Here is a 14,981-nt window from a genome sequence, read left to right on the forward strand (position 1 = left end):
ATGAGTGAAATGATTGATGCGCCGGTTGACGGCACCCTCGACGCCACCGGTCTCAACTGCCCGGAGCCGGTGATGATGTTGCACCAGCACATCCGTGACCTGGTGCCTGGCGGCTTGCTCAAAGTGATCGCCACCGACCCGTCGACCCGGCGTGACATCCCCAAGTTCTGCGTGTTTCTCGACCACGAGCTGGTGGCGCAGCATGAAGATGCCGGCACTTACCTGTACTGGATTCGCAAGAAATCTGGTTAATCCACCGCGAACAAACTGTGGGAGCAAAGCTTGCCCGCGATGGCGTCAGGCCAGTCAGCATTGATGTTGAATGTACTGCTGCCATCGCGAGCAAGCTTTGCTCCCACAGGATTTTGTTTCGTATCAGCCGGCCGAGTGGCCGATGCGAATCCGCTTGCGTGCACTGCGGGTCAGGCGGATCGACAGCATCAGCGCTGCACAACTCAGGCCTGCGATCAAACCTTCCCACAGCCCGCTCGGGCCGCTGGCCGGGCCGAACCAATCGGTCAGCCCCAGCACATAGCCTACCGGCAGACCGATGCCCCAATAGGCGAACAGCGTCAGGATCATCGTCACCCGAGTGTCTTGATAGCCTCGCAGCGCACCGGCGCAGATCACCTGGATGGCATCGGAGAACTGATACAGCGCGGCATAGACAATCAACATCGAGGCAATCTGGATCACCGCCGTGTCGGGCGTGTAGATCGAAGCAATGGATTCGCGCAACAGCAGGATCAGGCTTGCCGAAAACGCGGCGAACACCAATGCCGCGCCCAGCCCGACCTTCGCCGCGAAACGCGCCTGCCAAGGGTTGCCCGCGCCCAGTGCCTGGCCAACCCGAACCGTAACCGCCATGCCCAGGGAATAAGGAATCATGAACAACAGTGAGCTGATGTTCAGGGCGATCTGGTGTCCGGCGACCACGGTGGAACCGAGGCTGCCGATCAACAGGGCAATGACCGCGAAGATGCTCGATTCGGCAAACACTGCGATACCGATCGGCAGACCGATGCTCACCAGGCGCTTGATCACCGACCATTGCGGGCGGTCGAAACGCCCCAGCACGCGCGTGCGGGCATAGAAATCCGCCCGGCCTGTCCAACCGGCCATGCTCAACGCCATGAACCACATCACAATGCCGCTGGCCCAGCCACAACCGACGCCACCCAGGGCCGGCATGCCGAAATGGCCATAGATCAGCGCATAGTTCAGCGGGATGTTCAGCAGCAGTCCGCACAGGCCGATGACCATGCTCGGACGAGTACGTCCCATGCCGTCGCTGTAGCAACGCAGTACGTAATAGAAAGCAATTCCGGGAAAGCCGAAGGCGATGCCGTGCAAATAGCCCATGCTTGGTTCGATCAGCTGCGGATCGACTTTCATCCAGTGCAGGATCGGTTCGGCGCTGAGCAGCAGGCCGCTGCCGGTCAGACCGACACACAGCGCCAGCCACAATGCCTGGCGGACCAGAGGACCGATTTCGTCGAGTTGTGCGGCACCAAAACGTTGGGCGACCTTGGGTGTGGTGGCCAGCAGAACGCCGGACATCAGCAGATAAACCGGAATCCAGATCGAGTTGCCCAAGGCTACCGAGGCCAGATCCCGTGGGCTGACACGGCCAGCCATTACCGCATCGACGAAGCCCATGGCCGTAGTGGCCAGTTGCGCGACCATGATCGGCATGGCCAGTCCGAGCAGGCCTTTGAGTTCCTGGCGAACCGGGGTCGTGCGGGGGGTGGTGATGGTGTCAGTCACGGAATTCACAGGCGAAGCGTCCAGAAGTTTTGATGCGCAAGGCCGCGCATTCTACGCGTTGACGCATCGGTCAGGAAAAGACTGTGTTGGGTATTTGTAATCATCGACTCGTGGTGTCCGCATCCCCTGTGGGAGCGGGCTTGCCCGCGATAGCGAGGTGTCAGACAACATCAATGCGGCCTGATACACCTCAATCGCGGGCAAGCCCGCTCCCACAAGGTATTTGCCGTCGTTCAGATCAAGGTGAGCGATGCTGACTGGCTCAGTGCAGGCATCTGCGCCTACACTGCCAACCCGCCAAAGGAGCCTGCCATGCTGATTGTTGCCGACGAAAATATCCCCCTGCTCGATGCCTTCTTCGAAGGTTTCGGCGAAATCCGCCAGGTGCCGGGGCGTTCAATCGACCGAACCACCGTCGAACAGGCCGATGTGTTGCTGGTGCGTTCGGTGACCAATGTCAACCGCGCCCTGCTCGAAGGTAGCAAGGTTCGGTTTGTCGGCACCTGTACCATCGGCACCGATCACCTGGACCTGGATTACTTTCAACAGGCCGGTATCACCTGGTCCAGTGCGCCGGGATGCAATGCCCGGGGTGTGGTCGACTATGTGCTCGGAAGCCTGCTGACCCTGGCTGAAATCGAAGGCGTCGACCTGACGCAACGTACTTACGGCGTGGTCGGTGCCGGCGAGGTGGGCGGGCGGCTGGTCAAGGTCCTGCAGGACCTGGGCTGGAAGGTATTGGTCTGCGACCCGCCACGGCACGCTTTCGAGGGTGGAGATTACGTCAGCCTGGAGGAGATCATCGAGCAGTGCGATGTGATCAGCCTGCACACGCCGTTGAACAAGCGTGGTGCTCAGCCGACCTGGCATCTGTTCGATGAAAAGCGCCTGAAGAAACTCAAGACCGGTACCTGGCTGATCAACGCCAGCCGTGGGCCGGTGATCAATAACGCCGCCCTGCGCAATGTGTTGTTGGAGCGTGAAGACCTGCAAGCGGTGCTGGACGTCTGGGAAGGCGAGCCGGAAGTCGATGTGGCGCTGGCTGAACTCTGCGTGCTGGCGACGCCGCACATTGCCGGATACAGCCTGGATGGCAAGCAGCGCGGCACGGCGCAGATCTATCAGGCCTATTGCGATTTCCTCGGGCAGCCGGCCCGGGTCCGTTTGAGTGATCTGCTGCCGGCAGCCTGGTTGTCGCAAGTGACATTGAGTGCCGAGAGCGATCCGGCCTGGGCGCTGGCGATGTTGTGCCGTGGCGTGTATGACCCGCGCCGTGACGATGCGGATTTCCGTCGCAGCCTGGTAGGTAGTGTGAGTGAGCAGCGCGCAGCGTTCGATGAGTTGCGCAAGAACTACCCGTCGCGGCGTGAGATCGATGGGTTGCAGGTGCGGATCGATGGGGATTCGCCAGCATTGCAGAAGATTGTGGCGGCGTTGGGGGCGACGGCTGTCTAGAGACCGAGTTGGCACCTTCGCGAGCAGGCTCGCTCCCACAGGTTCTGCGGTGAACACAAATGACTTGTACAACGCAGATCCACTGTGGGAGCGAGCCTGCTCGCGAAGGGCCACACCACAAATCTTCCAGAAAGCACCCATAAAAAACCCGGCCAACAGGGGCCGGGTCAAGAAGACGGTGGCTATATCACTTTTGTTCGGCAGGCTTGACCAATCGCTTTTCCAGGTCGTGGCACGCTTTCTGGATCATGTCTTCAGTGATCGGTATTTCGCGGCCCTTTTCGTCAACAATCGAGCAACCCAGAGACTGATCTCCTTTCGGGCGGATCACTGGAACGGTGACATCGCTGCTGTTTTGCAAGGACATGGCCTGTCTCCTCATCAGGTTGTGTGCTTACTGTAGAACCGCCTGGTGACCGGGTTATGACAATTCCCTGCGATCGTTTCATGGCGGCAACACCAGTCCACCAGAAATACCACGACGTTGCCACCCGGACTTTAGACCAATAGCGTCTATGACCTAGTGTTCGCGGTCATAATTAACCTGACTCATTGTGATTTACCAAGTTCCACCCCATTGAGCGGTGTAGGGTTAACCTGTCAATTGCTCCGTTGTGGATGATGCCAATGCTCTCTGTTCGACACCGCCGTGCGATTCGCCTGGCCAGCCGTTTCATCGTGCCGTATCGCTGGCAGGCTTTTGGTGCCTTGCTCGCGTTGATCGTCACGGCGGCCATCACCCTGTCCATGGGACAGGGTATCCGCCTGTTGGTGGATCAGGGCTTCATGACCCAGTCCCCACACTTGCTCAACCAGTCCATCGGCTTGTTCATGCTGCTGGTGATGGGGCTGGCAGTTGGCACTTTTGCGCGGTTTTACCTGGTGTCGTGGATCGGCGAGCGTTGCGTCGCCGACATCCGTCGCCAGGTGTTCAATCATCTGATTTACCTGCACCCGGGTTTCTATGAAAACAATCGCAGCTCGGAGATCCAGTCACGCCTGACCGCCGACACCACGCTGCTGCAATCGGTGATTGGCTCGTCACTGTCGCTGTTTTTGCGCAACTTGCTGATGGTGATCGGCGGGATCGTCCTGCTGTTTATCACCAACCCCAAACTCACCAGCATCGTGGTGGTCGCTTTGCCATTGGTGATTGCGCCGATCCTGATCTTCGGCCGCCGCGTTCGCAATCTGTCGCGCCTGAGTCAGGACCGGATTGCCGACATCGGCAGTTATGTCTCCGAAACCCTTGGCCAGATCAAGACGGTTCAGGCCTACAACCATCAGGTTCAGGATGAGCGCAAGTTTGCCGTGACCGTGGAAGAGGCGTTCGATACCGCGCGCAAGCGCATTTTTCAGCGGGCCTGGCTGATTACCCTGGTGATCATTCTGGTGCTGGGCGCCGTGGGTGTCATGCTCTGGGTCGGCGGCATGGATGTGATTGCCGGACGCATTTCCGCGGGTGAGCTGGCGGCGTTTGTCTTCTATAGCCTGATCGTGGGTAGCGCGTTCGGCACCTTGAGCGAGGTGATCGGCGAACTGCAGCGCGCGGCAGGCGCAGCGGAACGGATCGCGGAACTGCTGCGTTCGGAAAACATCATCCTCCCACCGACCACCGATCCGGTGACCTTGCCTGCGCGAGTGAGGGGCGACCTGCAGTTGCAGGGCGTGCGTTTTTTCTACCCGTCACGTCCCGAAAGCTACGCTGTGGATGGCTTGAACCTGACGGTCAGGGCCGGTGAAACCCTGGCCTTGGTCGGGCCGTCCGGTGCCGGAAAATCGACGGTGTATGACCTGTTGCTGCGCTTTTATGATCCGGTTGAAGGGCGCATTTTGCTGGATGGCGTGCCACTGACCCAGCTCGATCCATTGGATTTGCGTCGCTGTTTTGCCCTGGTCTCGCAAACCCCGGCGCTGTTTTTCGGCAGCATCGAAGACAACATCCGCTATGGCAATCCAGCGGCGACACTGGCCAATGTCCAGGAAGCGGCAAAAATCGCCTACGCCCACGACTTTATCCAAGCCATGCCCAACGGTTACCAGACCCACTTGGGTGATGGTGGCCTGGGCTTGTCCGGCGGCCAGCGCCAACGGCTGGCCATCGCCCGGGCGCTGCTGGTGGATGCCCCGATCCTGCTGCTGGACGAAGCCACCAGCGCCCTCGATGCCCAAAGCGAGCACCTGATCCAGCAAGCCCTGCCAAGCCTGATGAAAAATCGCACCACCCTGGTCATCGCCCATCGTCTGGCAACGGTCAAAAACGCCGACCGCATCGCGGTGATGGATCAAGGGAGGCTGGTGGCGGTGGGCACGCATCACGAATTGATTGCCAGCAATGCGCTGTACGCGCGGTTGGCGGCGTTGCAGTTCAGTGATGGATTGATTAACGCAGGAGAGCTCTTGTAGGAGCGAGCCTGCTCGCGATGGTCGTGAACGATGACGCGGGGTGCCTGATACCCAGCGGTGCTCTAATGTTCATCGCGAGCAGGCTCGCTCCTACAGTGATCATTGATCGTCGAAATACCGCTCATGCCAATCCACCAACGGTTGTGGCGAGTTGAGCTTCTGGCCGTAGATCACCGAATACGACAGCACGTTTTGCACATACTGGCGGGTTTCGTCGAACGGGATGCTTTCCACCCATACGTCGAAACTCAGATGGTCCGCGCCGCGTAGCCACTGGCGGACGCGGCCGGGGCCGGCGTTGTAGGCGGCGGAGGCGAGGACGCGGTTGCCGTTGAACTGGCTATGGACCTGACTCAGGTAAGCGGCACCGAGCTGAATGTTCTTGTCCGGATCGAACAACTGCTGTGGTGAGGCATACGGAATGCTGAACTTGCGCGCGGTTTCCTTGGCGGTTCCGGGCATCAGTTGCATCAAGCCTGACGCGCCGACACCGGAGCGGGCGTCGTCCATGAAGGCGCTTTCCTGGCGGGTGATAGCGAACACCCAGCTTGAATGCAGGCCGCGGACCTTGGCTTCACGGACCAGGGTTTCGCGGTGCGCCATCGGGAAGCGGATGTCCAGATCGTCCCAGTACTGCGCCTGGCTGATGGTGCGGATCGCCGGGAAATACCATTTCAGGTCGTAGGCCAGTTTGGCCTGGGCGACCATTTCGTCGCGGCTGAAGTGCCGGCTGACGTGATACCACTCGCGGCGACCGTCGACGATCTGGCCGCGGGCGTGGAACTCCAGGGCGCGGCGTACGCCGGGGGTGTTGCGTACCTTGTTGATGGTCGCCTGACTCAGCATCAACGGCTTGTTGAGCAGCGAATAGGGCGACTGCGAACGGTCGGCGGCGAGAAAACCATAAAAGTCACGCTCGCGGGCAAGGCTCTTATAAAGGGTCTGCGCTTCCGGGTTCTGCGGTTGCGCCAGTTCCAGGCTGCGGGCTTGCCAGTAGCGCCAGCGGTTGGTGGTGGCCAGGTCCTGTGGCAAGCGGCGAGTCAATTGATAGGCATCGTCCCAGCGGGCCAGGCGCAGCAGCAGGCGCAGGCGCCACTCGGACACGGTATTGTCGCGCAACTCCGGGTCGTACTTGGTCATCACGTCCAGCGCGCGGCTGTCGAAACGGCGCGCGAGGGTCAGGCCGATTTCCCGGGCGATCGCCACTTTTTCGTCGCGGGAAAAGTGCATGCTGCTGGCATAACCGTCGAGCAGGTCCATGGCCTTGTCCGGGTCCTGGCGGGCGAGGCGGCGCAGGCCAAGGCTGACGATATCCGACATCGGTTCGTCCGCTGGCGTGAAACGCGACGGCTGGTTGAGCAGCTCGGGTTTTTGCGCCACATCGATCAACAGGCGACCCCGGGGGGCGAGGGTGGTCAGGCTGTTGACCAGGCTGTTGGCCAGCGGGTAGTTGCGCACCTGGGCAGCGAGTTTGGCGCGCTCCCAGCGTTTCTGTTCAGTCAACTGGCCTTCAGCGGCCCACATGCCGAACAGCGCGTCGCAGGCCTCGGGTTGGGACTTACCGGTCAGCCAGAGCTTGTTGGTGTTGGCGTTACCTTCGGACTTGAGATTGTGACTGAGCTGATACTGCGCGTTCAGGCAGTCCAGTTCAGTGAAATTCATTTTTGGGTCGTAATACTTGACGAAAGTCGCCCAGTCGCCGCGCTCGGCCAGCCAGCGCAACCAGCGCAGTTTCATCCAGTTGGCCTGGGGCAGGTCGCCGTGGTCGGCGAGGAATTTTTCGATTTCGGCATTGCTCGCGGTTTTCAGTCGCGCGGTCAGTTCGTCATACGCCAGGTACGGCTCCAGCGGATAATCGGCCAGGGCCTGGCTGTAACGGAAGTAAGGACCGGTATCGCCCTTGGCCAGGGCGCGCTTGGCCTCATCGTAATATTGGCGTTGGGTGGACAGGTCCACCGCGTGGGCGGATTGAACGGCAGCGGCAGAGAGTAAAAAACAGGACAAAAGCTTGAGAAGGCGACTGCGCATGAGACGTCCGGACAGAAAAACCATGACAAGTGCTGGCGATGCCCACACTGAATTCTCCGTAGCTTAGCCTTTTGCCAGCAACGGGCGAAAGCTTTGCGGACCTGTCTGCATCAGTTCGCAACATTTGTTGTGCAGAGTGCTTCGACAATGAAATTGCCGGCCTTCTGAAGCCTCGATTCAGGTAGAATGCGCGCCCGGTTTTTGGAGAAGCTCATGACCCTGCTCAAATTCAGCGATGTGTCCCTTGCTTTCGGCGCTATGCCGTTGTTGGACAAGGTGTCCTGGCAGATCGCCCGTGGAGAGCGGGTGTGCATCATCGGCCGCAACGGCACTGGCAAGTCCAGCATGATGAAGCTCGTCAAGGGCGACCAGAAGCCCGATGACGGCTCCGTTTGGCGCGCACCCGGACTCAAGATTGGCGAATTGCCGCAAGAATTGCCGGTAGCCGACGAGCGGACAGTGTTCGACGTAGTGGCCGAAGGCCTGGACGGTGTCGGTGCCTTGCTTGCCGAGTACCACCACCTGAGCCAGAACATCGTCACCGACGCTGACCTGGACAAGCTGATGCACGTCCAGCACGACCTCGAAGCCCGCGATGGCTGGCGTTTGCAAACCCTGGTCGACAGCACCCTCAGTCGCCTGCAGTTGCCGGCCGACAAGACCCTCGCCGAATTGTCCGGCGGCTGGCGTCGTCGCGTCCTGTTGGCCCAGGCCCTGGTGTCCGAACCGGATCTGCTGTTGCTCGACGAACCGACCAACCACCTGGACATCGGTGCAATCGCCTGGCTGGAAGAAGCGCTGAAGGATTTCCAGGGCGCCGTGCTGTTCATCACGCACGACCGTTCCTTCCTGCAAAACCTTGCGACCCGCATCCTCGAACTGGATCGCGGTGGCCTGATCGACTGGAACGGCGACTACGCCAGTTTCCTCGTGCACAAAGAAGCCGAACTCGCCGCCGAAGCCACCGCCAATGCGCTGTTCGACAAGCGCCTGGCCCAGGAAGAAGTGTGGATTCGCCAGGGCATCAAGGCCCGTCGTACCCGTAACGAAGGCCGCGTACGCGCACTCAAGGCTTTGCGCGTTGAGCGTAGCGAGCGTCGCGAGCGCACCGGCAAGGCCAACATTCAGCTGGAAACCGCCGACAAGTCCGGCAAGCAGGTGATGGTGCTCGAGAATGTGAGTTTCGCTCACCCGGGCGGGCCGTTCCTGATCAAGGATTTCTCCATGGTGTTGCAGCGCGGCGACCGTATTGGTCTGCTCGGCGCCAACGGCACCGGCAAGACCACGCTGCTGAAACTGATGCTTAGCGGCTTGCAGCCGACCAGCGGCAAGGTGGAAGAGGGGACGAAGATCGACGTCGCCTACTTCGACCAGTTGCGCCATCAGCTGGACCTGGAAAAAACCGTGATCGACAACGTCGCCGAAGGGCGCGACTTCATCGATATCGATGGTCAGAGTCGCCACGTGTTGAGCTATCTCGGCGACTTCCTGTTCAGCCCGCAGCGTGCCCGCACGCCGGTCAAGGCGTTGTCCGGTGGTGAGCGTGCCCGTCTGTTGCTGGCCAAGCTGTTCAGCAAGCCGGCGAACCTGCTGGTGCTCGACGAACCGACCAACGATCTCGACGTCGAAACGCTCGAGCTGCTGGAAGAGGTCCTGCTGACCTTCAACGGCACCGTGCTGATGGTCAGCCACGACCGGGCATTCCTCGATAACGTGGTCACCAGCACCTTGGTATTCGAAGGTGAAGGTCAGGTTCGCGAGTACGTCGGCGGTTATCAGGACTGGCTGCGCCAGGGCGGTTCGCCGCGCCTGTTGGGCGTGACCGAAAGCAAGTCCGGCAAGGCCGACCTGAACTCCGCGGTGGTGAAGGCCGAGCCAGCACCGGTCGCGGCAGCTGTCGAAGCGCCGGCGGCGAAGAAGAAGCTCAGCTACAAGTTGCAGCGCGAACTGGAAGCGTTGCCAGGGCAGATCGAGATGATGGAGCAGCAGATTGCTGCGGTTGAAGCGCAGATGGCGGACGCCGGTTTCTACCTGCGTCCAGCAGCCGAAACCGCTGCGGTGATCGCTCAGCTGTCGCAGTTGCAGGCTGAGCTGGACGTGATGGTCGAGCGCTGGGCCGAACTGGATGCCTGATTGAACTTGCCATGAAAAAGCCCGGCGTTCCGAAAGGAGCGCCGGGCTTTTCATATGCAATGCGATCGGCTTCCTGTAGGAGCGAGCTTGCTCGCGATGAATCTGAGAGCGCCGCGGGGTGCCGCGTCATCGTTGGCGACCATCGCGAGCGAGCTCGCTCCTACGGGATCGATTATCAGCTTTTGTTTTGCAGGCGCACCGCCAGCACATCGCAAGGCGCGCCGTGCAGTACGTCGTTGGCGGTGGAGCCGAGCAGCAGTGCCAGGCCATGCCGGCCATGGCTGCCGACCACAATCAGGTCGCAGGTTTGCTCCTTGGCCAGGTGGTGGATTTCCTGGCGTGGCTGGCCATAGGTCAGGTGGCTGTATTCCTTGGAGAGTTCCGGATACTTCATGATCAGCCGGTCAAGGCGCTCCTTGGCCTGATCGAACTGCTGTTGTTGCAGTTGTGACAGGTCCATCGGAACGTCACCACCAAACGCCATGGCCATCGGCTCGACAATGTGCACCAGGGACAATTTCGCCCCGTTGCTCACCGACAGCTCGCGAGCACGGTGGATTACAGGGTCGCACTCTTCGGTTAGATCTACAGCGACCAGAATGTGGTTGTAGGGCATGAGGTGCTCCTCCTGAGGAATGCAATATTGGTAAGTATGGCTGGTTTCAAGCGTATTGGTTTCAAAGTGACTGAATACGCCCATTCAAAATCGGGAGTACAGATATGACGGTCTGGATAGTGGTGTCAATCCTGCTGGTGGTGCTCAGTCCGCTGGCATGGTTGCGGCCGTCCCGCCACCAGAGTGGCCGCATGGCTCTGCGCATGGAGGCACGACGAATCGGATTGGCCATGCAGTTGGCGCCTCAGGAATGGCCGCACTGGCTCGGTCAGGAGCCGCCAAACCCGTGCGCGCAATACCACCGACCACGACGCGGTACCCAGCCTGCCTGCTGGAGTTACTGGCAAAAAACACCAGGTCTGTGGGTGAATCAGTGGCAGGAGGTTTGTGACGATCAAGCGCTGCTCGATCATTTCGAAAAATTGCCGGATAACGTCTACAAGGTCGAAGCCGACAAGCAAATGATCGCTTTGTATTGGGGCGAGAAGGGCGAAGCCGAGGTGTTGCTGCACATCGATGCCACCCTCAAGGCCCTGGCCTGAAACCGATTCCCTGTGTAGGAGCGAGCTCGCTCGCGATAAACCTGAGAACGCCGTGGGGTGTCAGGCTTCCAGTGTCATCGTTGACGACCATCGCGAGCAGGCTCGCTCCCACAGGGGGGGCAATCGCCGTTTTATCGCAGGCAATAAAAAGCCCGACAACAGCATCGGGCGGGGTTGGCCAGGCAGGCCGGTAAGTCTGTGTGGGCTGATCTTACGCCCGGCATTCGCCGTGGGCGTTCAAAATTTCCCTGAAGTTCCGCCAGCTTAGCCTGTTAAACAAAGGCTGCAGCGAATTAGGGCGACTTTTCTAATGATTGATCCTATGAATGTCTATACATGCAGCCGCGTGTTGCAGGCCTTCGTCTTACAGAAATGACCGCAAAGTCGCATTTCAACCCGCATTTTGGGCGATTGACAATTGTCGGAAATTCCGTGAAGGTGGCGTACCCAAATCAAACGGGCGTATGAATTGAGCGTTTGTATTGAAAAACGCTCCTACAGAATCCCGACTATCGCGTTGGCGGGTGTGCCGGGCAGATTGGCGTAGCATCGACGTTTAACGTCCTGCCAAGCCGGTCGCCTGCGTCCGACGTGTACTGTTCAGCTTCCATATCGTGGAGATCAGTTGATGATTTACGAAGGTAAAGCCATCACGGTTAAGGCTCTTGAAAGTGGCATCGTCGAACTGAAGTTCGACCTCAAGGGTGAGTCCGTCAACAAGTTCAACCGTCTAACCCTGAACGAACTGCGTCAGGCCGTGGACACCATCAAGGCAGATGCTTCGATCAAGGGTGTGATCGTCAGCAGTGGCAAGGACGTCTTCATCGTCGGCGCCGACATCACCGAATTTGTCGACAACTTCAAGCTGCCGGATGCAGAGCTTGTTGCAGGCAACCTGGAAGCCAACAAGATTTTCAGCGATTTCGAAGACCTCAACGTCCCGACTGTCGCCGCAATCAACGGCATCGCGTTGGGTGGCGGTCTGGAGATGTGCCTGGCGGCGGATTACCGCGTCATGTCCACCAAGGCCAAGATCGGTCTGCCGGAAGTCAAGCTGGGCATCTACCCGGGCTTCGGCGGTACCGTGCGTCTGCCGCGCCTGATCGGTGCCGACAACGCCATCGAGTGGATTGCCGCCGGCAAGGAAAACCGTCCTGAAGACGCGCTGAAAGTCGGCGCCGTCGATGCCGTGGTCGCGCCTGAAAAACTGCAGGACGCCGCGCTGGAACTGATCAAGCGCGCCATTTCCGGCGAATTCGATTACAAGGCCAAGCGCCAGCCGAAGCTTGAAAAGCTCAAGCTGAACGCCATCGAACAAATGATGGCTTTCGAAACCGCCAAAGGTTTCGTGGCAGGCCAGGCTGGCCCGAACTACCCGGCGCCGGTCGAAGCAATCAAGACCATCCAGAAAGCCGCGAACTTCGGTCGCGACAAGGCACTGGAAGTCGAAGCCGCCGGTTTCGTGAAACTGGCCAAGACCTCTGCCGCGCAGAGCTTGATCGGTCTGTTCCTGAACGACCAGGAGCTGAAGAAAAAAGCCAAGGCCTACGACGAAATCGCCAAGGACGTGAAGCAGGCCGCCGTATTGGGCGCCGGCATCATGGGTGGCGGTATTGCCTATCAGTCGGCCTCCAAGGGCACGCCGATCCTGATGAAGGACATTAACGAGCACGGTATCGAGCAGGGCCTGGCCGAAGCCGCCAAGCTGCTGGTTGGCCGCGTTGATAAAGGCCGCATGACCGCCGCGAAAATGGCCGAAGTGCTCAACGGCATTCGTCCGACCCTGTCCTACGGCGACTTCGGTCACGTGGACCTGGTGGTCGAAGCAGTCGTCGAGAACCCGAAGGTCAAGCAAGCCGTTCTGGCTGAAGTCGAAGCTCAGGTCAAAGAAGGCACCATCCTTGCCTCGAACACCTCGACCATTTCCATCAGCCTGCTGGCCAAGGCCCTCAAGCACCCGGAAAACTTCGTCGGCATGCACTTCTTCAACCCGGTGCACATGATGCCGCTGGTGGAAGTGATCCGTGGCGAGAAGTCCAGCGAGTTGGCGGTTGCCACCACCGTTGCCTACGCCAAGAAAATGGGCAAGAACCCGATCGTGGTCAACGACTGCCCGGGCTTCCTGGTCAACCGCGTACTGTTCCCTTACTTCGGTGGTTTCGCCAAGTTGGTCAGCGCCGGTGTGGACTTCGTCCGTATCGACAAGGTCATGGAAAAATTCGGCTGGCCGATGGGCCCGGCGTACCTGATGGACGTGGTCGGCATCGACACCGGCCACCACGGTCGTGACGTAATGGCTGAAGGCTTCCCGGACCGCATGAAAGATAACAGCCGCTCGGCCGTAGACGTGCTCTACGAAGCCAAGCGCCTGGGCCAGAAGAACGGCAAGGGCTTCTACGCCTACGAGACCGACAAGAAGGGCAAGCAGAAGAAAGTCGCCGATCCGTCGGTACTGGAAGTGCTCAAGCCAATCGTGTTCGAGCAGCGCGAAGTCACTGACGAAGACATCATCAACTGGATGATGATCCCGCTGTGCCTGGAAACCGTGCGTTGCCTGGAAGACGGCATTGTCGAAACCGCTGCCGAAGCCGACATGGGTCTGGTCTACGGTATTGGTTTCCCTCCATTCCGTGGTGGTGCGCTGCGCTACATCGACTCGATCGGTGTTGCACAGTTCGTTGCCCTGGCTGACCAGTACGCTGATTTGGGTGCGCTGTACCACCCGACCGCGAAGCTGCGCGAAATGGCCAAAAACGGCCAGAGCTTCTTCGGTTAAGCGCCCCCAACTAGAGTGAGAGTGAACTTATGAGCTTGAATCCTAGAGACGTCGTGATTGTCGACTTCGGTCGTACTCCGATGGGCCGCTCCAAGGGCGGCATGCACCGCAACACCCGCGCCGAAGACATGTCGGCGCACCTGATCAGCAAACTGCTGGAACGCAACGTCAAGGTCGACCCGAACGAAGTCGAAGACGTGATCTGGGGCTGTGTGAACCAGACCCTGGAGCAAGGCTGGAACATCGCGCGCATGGCGTCGCTGATGACCCAGATCCCGCACACGTCGGCCGGCCAGACCGTCAGCCGTCTGTGTGGCTCGTCCATGAGTGCGTTGCACACTGCCGCGCAAGCGATCATGACCGGCAACGGTGACGTATTCGTCGTCGGCGGCGTCGAGCATATGGGTCACGTGAGCATGATGCACGGTGTCGATCCGAACCCGCACATGTCCCTGTACGCGGCGAAAGCCTCGGGCATGATGGGCCTGACTGCTGAAATGCTGGGTAAAATGCACGGCATTACCCGCGAGCAGCAGGATGCTTTCGGCGTGCGCTCCCACCAACTCGCCCACAAGGCGACCGTGGAAGGCAAGTTCAAGGACGAAATCATCCCGATGCAGGGCTATGACGAGAACGGTTTCCTGAAACTGTTCGACTACGACGAAACCATTCGTCCGGAAACCACCCTGGAAAGCCTGGCGGCTCTGAAGCCGGCGTTTAATCCAAAGGGCGGCACCGTGACAGCCGGTACCTCGTCGCAGATCACCGATGGTGCTTCGTGCATGATCGTGATGTCGGCGCAACGTGCACAGGACCTGGGCATTCAGCCTTTGGCGGTGATTCGCTCGATGGCAGTGGCAGGTGTGGACCCGGCGATCATGGGCTATGGTCCAGTACCGGCTACACAAAAAGCACTGAAGCGCGCGGGCCTTGGCATCAACGATATCGACTTCTTCGAGCTCAACGAAGCTTTCGCCGCACAGGCCCTGCCGGTGCTGAAAGATCTGAAAGTGCTCGACAAGATGAACGAGAAGGTTAACCTGCACGGCGGCGCGATCGCCCTGGGTCACCCGTTCGGTTGCTCCGGTGCGCGTATCTCCGGCACTTTGCTGAACGTGATGAAGCAGAATGGCGGCACCTTCGGGGTTGCCACCATGTGCATTGGTCTCGGCCAAGGCATCTCCACCGTCTTCGAACGCGTCTAAGCGTTTCGTTGACGGAAGCCGGGGCCAAGTGCCCCGGTTTTTGTTTTTCCGGA

At 59.7% G+C, this 14,981-nt stretch carries 11 protein-coding genes; 7 read left to right on the forward strand and 4 right to left on the reverse strand.

The window, feature by feature from the left end; translation table 11 throughout:
- Window positions 1-252, forward strand: coding sequence for a sulfurtransferase TusA (gene tusA, locus LAB08_RS08385; RefSeq protein WP_096512664.1), 252 nt, complete (start codon window positions 1-3; stop codon window positions 250-252).
- A 123-nt stretch (window positions 253-375) separates the two neighbouring features.
- Here tusA and LAB08_RS08390 read toward each other — a convergent pair whose 3' ends face one another.
- Window positions 376-1,776, reverse strand: coding sequence for an MATE family efflux transporter (locus LAB08_RS08390; protein ID WP_096512663.1), 1,401 nt, complete (start codon window positions 1,774-1,776; stop codon window positions 376-378).
- 303 nt (window positions 1,777-2,079) lie between these two features.
- Between LAB08_RS08390 and pdxB the strand changes: the two genes are divergently transcribed.
- Complete coding sequence (gene pdxB, locus LAB08_RS08395; RefSeq protein ID WP_096512662.1) at window positions 2,080-3,222, forward strand: 4-phosphoerythronate dehydrogenase PdxB; 1,143 nt, start codon at window positions 2,080-2,082, stop codon at window positions 3,220-3,222.
- A gap of 187 nt (window positions 3,223-3,409) precedes the next feature.
- Here the strand turns inward: pdxB and LAB08_RS08400 are convergent, their stop codons facing one another.
- Complete coding sequence (locus LAB08_RS08400) at window positions 3,410-3,589, reverse strand: PA1571 family protein (RefSeq protein ID WP_096512661.1); 180 nt, start codon at window positions 3,587-3,589, stop codon at window positions 3,410-3,412.
- 251 nt (window positions 3,590-3,840) lie between these two features.
- On the opposite strand from LAB08_RS08400, the gene LAB08_RS08405 reads away from it, so the two are divergent.
- On the forward strand, window positions 3,841-5,628 hold the full coding sequence (locus tag LAB08_RS08405; RefSeq protein ID WP_172901625.1) for an ABC transporter transmembrane domain-containing protein: 1,788 nt from the start codon (window positions 3,841-3,843) through the stop codon (window positions 5,626-5,628).
- 99 nt (window positions 5,629-5,727) lie between these two features.
- Here the strand turns inward: LAB08_RS08405 and LAB08_RS08410 are convergent, their stop codons facing one another.
- The gene (locus LAB08_RS08410; protein WP_096515500.1) at window positions 5,728-7,656 is read right to left on the reverse strand and encodes a transglycosylase SLT domain-containing protein; all 1,929 of its coding nucleotides are present in this window, start codon (window positions 7,654-7,656) and stop codon (window positions 5,728-5,730) included.
- A gap of 213 nt (window positions 7,657-7,869) precedes the next feature.
- On the opposite strand from LAB08_RS08410, the gene LAB08_RS08415 reads away from it, so the two are divergent.
- Window positions 7,870-9,789, forward strand: coding sequence for an ATP-binding cassette domain-containing protein (locus LAB08_RS08415; protein WP_096515498.1), 1,920 nt, complete (start codon window positions 7,870-7,872; stop codon window positions 9,787-9,789).
- 175 nt (window positions 9,790-9,964) lie between these two features.
- Here LAB08_RS08415 and LAB08_RS08420 read toward each other — a convergent pair whose 3' ends face one another.
- Entirely contained in the window at window positions 9,965-10,405 is a 441-nt protein-coding gene (locus tag LAB08_RS08420) for a universal stress protein (RefSeq protein ID WP_096512659.1), read from the reverse strand.
- Window positions 10,406-10,509: 104 nt separating this feature from the next.
- On the opposite strand from LAB08_RS08420, the gene LAB08_RS08425 reads away from it, so the two are divergent.
- The 3 genes from LAB08_RS08425 to fadA all read left to right on the forward strand — a co-directional run bounded on the left by LAB08_RS08425 (window position 10,510) and on the right by fadA (window position 14,928).
- The gene (locus tag LAB08_RS08425) at window positions 10,510-10,947 is read left to right on the forward strand and encodes a hypothetical protein (protein WP_096512658.1); all 438 of its coding nucleotides are present in this window, start codon (window positions 10,510-10,512) and stop codon (window positions 10,945-10,947) included.
- A 628-nt stretch (window positions 10,948-11,575) separates the two neighbouring features.
- Entirely contained in the window at window positions 11,576-13,723 is a 2,148-nt protein-coding gene (gene fadB / locus LAB08_RS08430; RefSeq protein WP_096512657.1) for a fatty acid oxidation complex subunit alpha FadB, read from the forward strand.
- A gap of 29 nt (window positions 13,724-13,752) precedes the next feature.
- Window positions 13,753-14,928: an acetyl-CoA C-acyltransferase FadA gene (gene fadA, locus LAB08_RS08435; RefSeq protein WP_096512656.1), complete on the forward strand. Its 1,176-nt coding sequence runs from the start codon at window positions 13,753-13,755 to the stop codon at window positions 14,926-14,928.
- Window positions 14,929-14,981 lie beyond the last annotated feature (53 nt).

It is taken from the genome of Pseudomonas izuensis (genome assembly GCF_002356535.2).
Classification (GTDB): domain Bacteria; phylum Pseudomonadota; class Gammaproteobacteria; order Pseudomonadales; family Pseudomonadaceae; genus Aquipseudomonas; species Aquipseudomonas izuensis.

Coding starts and splice junctions, on each gene's coding strand:
- LAB08_RS08425 (WP_096512658.1), top strand. CDS start 10,510: ATGACGGTCTGGATAGTGGTGTCAATCCTGCTGGTGGTGCTCAGTCCG.
- fadA (WP_096512656.1), top strand. CDS start 13,753: ATGAGCTTGAATCCTAGAGACGTCGTGATTGTCGACTTCGGTCGTACT.
- LAB08_RS08405 (WP_172901625.1), top strand. CDS start 3,841: ATGATGCCAATGCTCTCTGTTCGACACCGCCGTGCGATTCGCCTGGCC.
- LAB08_RS08400 (WP_096512661.1), bottom strand. CDS start 3,589: ATGTCCTTGCAAAACAGCAGCGATGTCACCGTTCCAGTGATCCGCCCG.
- LAB08_RS08415 (WP_096515498.1), top strand. CDS start 7,870: ATGACCCTGCTCAAATTCAGCGATGTGTCCCTTGCTTTCGGCGCTATG.
- LAB08_RS08410 (WP_096515500.1), bottom strand. CDS start 7,656: ATGCGCAGTCGCCTTCTCAAGCTTTTGTCCTGTTTTTTACTCTCTGCC.
- pdxB (WP_096512662.1), top strand. CDS start 2,080: ATGCTGATTGTTGCCGACGAAAATATCCCCCTGCTCGATGCCTTCTTC.
- fadB (WP_096512657.1), top strand. CDS start 11,576: ATGATTTACGAAGGTAAAGCCATCACGGTTAAGGCTCTTGAAAGTGGC.
- LAB08_RS08420 (WP_096512659.1), bottom strand. CDS start 10,405: ATGCCCTACAACCACATTCTGGTCGCTGTAGATCTAACCGAAGAGTGC.
- tusA (WP_096512664.1), top strand. CDS start 1: ATGAGTGAAATGATTGATGCGCCGGTTGACGGCACCCTCGACGCCACC.